Annotated in this window: 5 protein-coding genes; 2 read left to right on the forward strand and 3 right to left on the reverse strand. The window is 72.1% G+C overall.

The features are described from left to right. Positions 1 to 51 precede the first annotated feature (51 nt). The gene (cysS, locus tag ACTHNQ_RS14030; protein WP_440334300.1) at positions 52 to 1,539 is read right to left on the reverse strand and encodes a cysteine--tRNA ligase; all 1,488 of its coding nucleotides are present in this window, start codon (positions 1,537 to 1,539) and stop codon (positions 52 to 54) included. 72 nt (positions 1,540 to 1,611) lie between these two features. Here cysS and ACTHNQ_RS14035 point away from each other — a divergent pair, with 72 nt between their 5' ends. Both ACTHNQ_RS14035 and ACTHNQ_RS14040 read left to right on the forward strand, forming a co-directional pair. Next, complete coding sequence (locus ACTHNQ_RS14035; RefSeq protein ID WP_440334302.1) at positions 1,612 to 2,541, forward strand: DMT family transporter; 930 nt, start codon at positions 1,612 to 1,614, stop codon at positions 2,539 to 2,541. 55 nt (positions 2,542 to 2,596) lie between these two features. Continuing rightward, positions 2,597 to 3,064, forward strand: coding sequence for a GNAT family N-acetyltransferase (locus ACTHNQ_RS14040; RefSeq protein WP_440334304.1), 468 nt, complete (start codon positions 2,597 to 2,599; stop codon positions 3,062 to 3,064). Between the two features lie 3 nt (positions 3,065 to 3,067). On the opposite strand, the gene ispD is transcribed toward ACTHNQ_RS14040, so the two are convergent. Together ispD and ACTHNQ_RS14050 are read right to left on the reverse strand one after the other, a co-directional pair. Further along, on the reverse strand, positions 3,068 to 4,246 hold the full coding sequence (ispD, locus tag ACTHNQ_RS14045; protein ID WP_440334306.1) for a 2-C-methyl-D-erythritol 4-phosphate cytidylyltransferase: 1,179 nt from the start codon (positions 4,244 to 4,246) through the stop codon (positions 3,068 to 3,070). 88 nt (positions 4,247 to 4,334) lie between these two features. After that, a complete protein-coding gene (locus ACTHNQ_RS14050; RefSeq protein ID WP_018172589.1) occupies positions 4,335 to 4,817 on the reverse strand; it encodes a CarD family transcriptional regulator in 483 nt (160 codons plus the stop codon). Positions 4,818 to 5,086: the final 269 nt, after the last annotated feature.

Raw genomic sequence — 5,086 nt, forward strand, 5'->3', positions numbered from 1 at the left:
CCCTTCTGGGCGCCCTTCTTCTTGCTGTTGCCCGCGCCGGGGCGTGCTGGCTTAGCCATCGCTGTAACTCCAGTGTGTTCCGTCTGCTGAATCTTCGAGGGCGATGCCGGCCGCCGCGATCGCGTCGCGGATGCGGTCGGCCGCCGCCCAGTCCTTCGCCGCGCGCGCATCGGCGCGCTGGGCGATCATCGTCTTCACGAGCGTGTCGAGCGCGGATGCCGCGGCCGACGCGTCCGCCGTGCGCCACTGCGGGTCGAGCGGGTCGATCCCGAGGATGCCTGTCATCAGCGCGACGTCCGCGAAAGCCCGCAGCGCCGCATCGCGGTCGCCGGCGTCCAGCGCCGTGTTGCCGTCGCGCACCGTCTCGTGCAGCACCGCGAGCGCCTGCGGCACACCGAGGTCGTCGTCGAGCGCGGCCGCGAAGCGGGCCGGGACGACGGCTGGGCCCACGCGCCCGGAGGCTCCGCCCGACGCGCCAGCGGCGGGTGGAGAAGGCGTGGGGACCAGGATCACGTCGTCGGCGTCGTCGCGCAGCGTCCGCACCGCGCGCTCGAGGAAGGTGCGGATGCGGTCGATCGCAGCCGCGGCCTCGTCGAAGGTCGACGCGGTGATGTCGAGGCTCGAGCGGTAGTGGGCGGCGGCGAGCGCGTAGCGGACGACGAGCGGGTCACGCTCGCGCAGCACGTCCTCGGCGAGGATGAAGTTGAAGAGCGACTTCGACATCTTCTGCCCGGCGACGGTGACGAGGCCGTTGTGGACCCAGTACCGCGCGAAGCCGTCGCCGGCCGCGGTGGACTGGGCGAGCTCGTTCTCGTGGTGCGGGAAGCGCAGGTCGAGACCGCCGCCGTGGATGTCGAACTCGGCGCCGAGGTACCGGCGCGACATCGCGGAGCACTCGATGTGCCAGCCCGGCCGGCCGGCGCCCCACGGAGAGTCCCAGCTGGCCGACTCGGGCTCGTCGGACTTGCCGCCCTTCCACAGGGCGAAGTCGCGGGGGTCGCGCTTGCCACGCGGATCGGCATCGGCGGCGGGCTCCATCGCGTCGAGCGACTGGTTGGTGAGCGACCCGTAGGCGGGCCAGGAGCGCACGTCGAAGTACACGTCGCCCGCGGCATCCGAGTCCCCGGCGGCAGGGTATGCGTGCCCGGCGTCGATGAGGCGCTGGATCAGCTCCTGCATCTGCGGGACGGATGCCGTCGCCCGCGGCTCGTACGTCGGCGCGAGGATGCCGATCGCCGTGTAGGCCCGGGTGAACTCCTGCTCCATGCGGTACGCGAGCGCCCACCACGGCTCGCCGTCGGTGGCGTTCGCGAGCACCTTGTCGTCGATGTCGGTGACGTTGCGCACGAAGGTGACCCGGCCGTAGCGGTGCGCGAGCCAACGCCGCAGGATGTCGAAGCTCAGGGCGCCGCGCAGATGCCCGATGTGAGGACCGGACTGGACGGTCGGTCCGCACACGTAGATCGTGACGTTCCCGGGGTCGAGCGGCACGAAGTCGCGCAGGGCCTGCGCCTTGGTGTCATAGAGCTGAACCGTCACTGCACCAGCCTACCGGCGCGCCCCTGGGAACCCGCGGGTCATGACCGCCGTCTGCCTGGTAGAAACGTGACCGTGCTGCACGTCCTCGCCGTCCTCGCCGCCGCGCTGCTGTTCGGCACCACCGGCACCTCGCAGGCGCTCGGACCGGAGGGCACCACTCCGCTGTCGATCGGCGTCATGAGGATGGTGATCGGCGGCACGGGGCTGGCGGTCTTCGCCTTCCTCCTGGCCGCGCGTCACTCGCGCCGCAACCCCGGCGCCGCGCGACCGCGGCTGACGGCTCGTCCGCTGCTGCTCATGGTGCTGACCGGCGCCTGCCTGGCGCTGTACCAGCCGCTGTTCTTCCTCGGCACGGCCCGGAACGGCGTCGCGGTCGGCACGGTCGTCGCCCTCGGCTCGGCCCCGATCCTCGCGGGGCTGCTGGAGTGGGCGCTGACGCGGCGGATGCCGAGCCCGACGTGGATGGGCGCGACGGCGCTCGCCACCGTCGGCGTCGTGCTGCTCGGCTTCGGCGGCGAGGCGGGGGCGGCCGGGGGCACCGATCCACTGGGGCTTCTGGGGTCGATCGGCGCGGGCGCGTCGTTCGCCGTCATCGCGAACGCGCAGCGCCGCCTGCTCGACGACGGGTGGGACCCGTTCACCGTCGTCGGAGCGATGGGAGCGAGCGCGGCCGTGCTGTGCGCCTTCGCCGTCCCGTTCGTCGATCTCGCGTGGCTCGGCACGGCCGGAGGCCTGACGATGGCGCTGTGGCTGGGCCTCGGCACCATCTCGATCGCCTATGTGATGTTCACGTGGGGTCTCAGCGGCCTGACGGCGGCCACGGCAGCGACCCTCACCCTCGGCGAGCCGCTGACCGCCAGCATCCTGGGCATCGCGGTCCTGGGCGAGCGGCTGTCGGCGCTCGCGATCGTCGGGCTGGTCGTACTGGCCGCCGGCCTCGCCCTCCTCGCGTGGGGATCACGGGCCCCTCGCGATCCGGAGCCGTTCGCCGTCGAGGCGTGAGAGCGCCGCGCGCGAAACACCGGTGCAACGTGCGCGTGGCACACTGAGGCGCGACATGCAGAGCACCATCGAGATCCGCCCCGACGACCTCACCGACGACGCGACCCGCGACCTGATCGGGTTCCACCTGAGCGCCCTCTCGACCACCGCGCCGCCCGAGAGCGTCCACGCGCTCGGCGTCGACGCCCTCCGGCAGCCGTCGATCACGGTGTGGTCCGCGTGGGTGGACGGCCGCATCGCCGGCATCGGCGCCCTGCGCGAACTCGACGCCGAACGCGGCGAGATCAAGTCCATGCGGGTGGCGGACGGCTTCCGCGGCGCCGGGGTGGGCCGTGCGATCCTCGAGCACATCGTCCGCGCCGCGCGGGAGCGGGGCATGACGAGCCTGTGGCTCGAGACCGGGACGACCGGGGACTTCGCCGCCGCCCACCGGCTCTACGCGAGCGCCGGCTTCGTCGACTGCGGTCCCTTCGGCAGCTATCTGCCCGACCCGCACTCGGTGTTCATGACCCTCGCGCTCTGAGCGTCAGCTGCGGACGACGAGCGCCACCGCATACGCCGAGACGCCGTCGCCCCGGCCGGTGAACCCCAGCCCGTCCGTCGTCGTCGCCGACACCGAGACCGGCGCGCCGCCGAGGGCGGCCGACAGCGTCCGCTCAGCCTCCTCCCGCCGGGCGGCGAACCGCGGACGGTTCGCCTGCACCTGCACCGACACGTTGCCGACGCGCCACCCCGCCTCGCGCAGCAGGGCGGCCGTGCGGCCGAGGAAGGCCGCGGCGTGCGCCCCCGCGTACTCGGGCTGATCGGTGCCGAAGTGCGTGCCGATGTCTCCCAGCCCTGCCGCCGCGAGCAGGGCGTCGACGATCGCGTGGGCGACGGCATCCCCGTCGGAATGCCCCGACAGCGCCTGCTCGCCCGGCCACTCGAGTCCCGCGAGCCACAGCGTGCCGTCGCCGCCGAACGCGTGGACGTCGGTGCCGACGCCGACGCGCGGCGCCGGCACCTCGACGGGCACGGCCGCCACGAGGTGGCGTGCGCGGTCGAGATCGGCGGCGGTGGTGATCTTGAAGGCGAGCGGATGCCCCGGCACGGCCGACACCGCATGCCCGGCCTGCGCCACGAGCGCCGCATCGTCGGTGAAGTCGTCGGTCGCGGCCGCGTATGCCGCGTCGAGCACGTCTCGCCGGAAGCCCTGCGGCGTCTGCGCCGCGGCGAGTTCGGAACGGTCGACGAGGCCGACGATCTCGTCGCCCGCCACCCGCTTGATGGTGTCGACGACCGGCAGCACGGGGATGGCCCCCGCAGCACCTGCGTCGACCGCCGCGATCACGCGGGAGAAGACCTCGGGAGGCGTGAGCGCGCGGGCGGCGTCGTGGACCAGCACCACCTCGACATCGCCCCACAGCGCGGCGAGGCCAGCCGCCACGGATTCCTGGCGCGTGCCTGCCCCGGTGACGACCGTCACGAGGTCGGAGCGGCCCCCTGCGGCCGCCAGCGCCTCGGTCCGGGCGTCGCCCTCGCGCCCCGCCGGCGCGACGATGACGACCTGCGCGGCCGGCGCCGAGAAGATGCCGTCGAGTGCATGGCGCAGGATGCTGTGCCCGTCGATGCCGACGAATGCCTTGGGCCCTCCCGCGCCGAGGCGGGTGCCGGAACCAGCGGCCACGACGACGATGCCGACACGCGGAACGGGGAGGATGCTCACCCGTTCACGCTACCGCGAGAGGGGTCCGCCACCGGCGTCCGGACACAGTGAAACGGCGCCCCCTGCCGGGGGCGCCGTTTCAGAAGTCTCAGCTTGCGAGGACCTCGTCGAGGATCACGCTGGCCTGCTCCTCGTCGGTCTTCTCTGCGAGCGCCAGCTCGGAGATCAGGATCTGCTTGGCCTTGGCCAGCATCCGCTTCTCACCTGCCGACAGGCCGCGATCCTGGTCGCGGCGCCAGAGGTCGCGCACGACCTCGCTGACCTTGATGACGTCACCGGAGGCGAGCTTCTCCAGGTTGGCCTTGTACCGGCGTGACCAGTTCGTGGGCTCTTCCGTGAAGGGCGCGCGCAGCACCTCGAAGACCCTGTCAAGGCCTTCCTTGCCGATGACGTCGCGAACCCCGACAAGGTCGACGTTCTCTGCGGGTACTTCGATGATGAGATCACCCTGCGTGACGTTGAGCTTCAGGTACTTCTTCGTCTCGCCCTTGATGATCCGGTCTTTGACCTCGATGATCGTTGCCGCCCCGTGGTGGGGGTAGACGACCGTCTCGCCAACCTCAAAAAGCATGGAGTTATGTCCTTTCGGCAACCTCGAGGATACCACAGGAGAAATACGCTAAGGTTCTCCGCCCTCAGGCCGGCACCCGGGCTCCACGGGGCACCCGATGCTCCGCGCGGGCGGGCGCGAACCCCTAGACTGGCGGGGTACCGAAACGTCCTGGGAGGATCTGTGAACCGCCGCCTCATCGCGTCGCTGGCCGTCGGGGCCGCGCTCGTGCTCACGACCACCGGCTGCAGCATGATCTCGCCGCAGGCGACGACGATCCCCTACTCGGC

It is taken from the genome of Microbacterium sp., from assembly GCF_051953575.1.
GTDB lineage: Bacteria > Actinomycetota > Actinomycetes > Actinomycetales > Microbacteriaceae > Microbacterium.

Bases quoted from the DNA above. Each gene is read 5' to 3' on its own strand.
- ACTHNQ_RS14040 (WP_440334304.1), top strand. From the start codon at position 2,597: ATGCAGAGCACCATCGAGATCCGCCCCGACGACCTCACCGACGACGCG.
- ACTHNQ_RS14050 (WP_018172589.1), bottom strand. From the start codon at position 4,817: ATGCTTTTTGAGGTTGGCGAGACGGTCGTCTACCCCCACCACGGGGCG.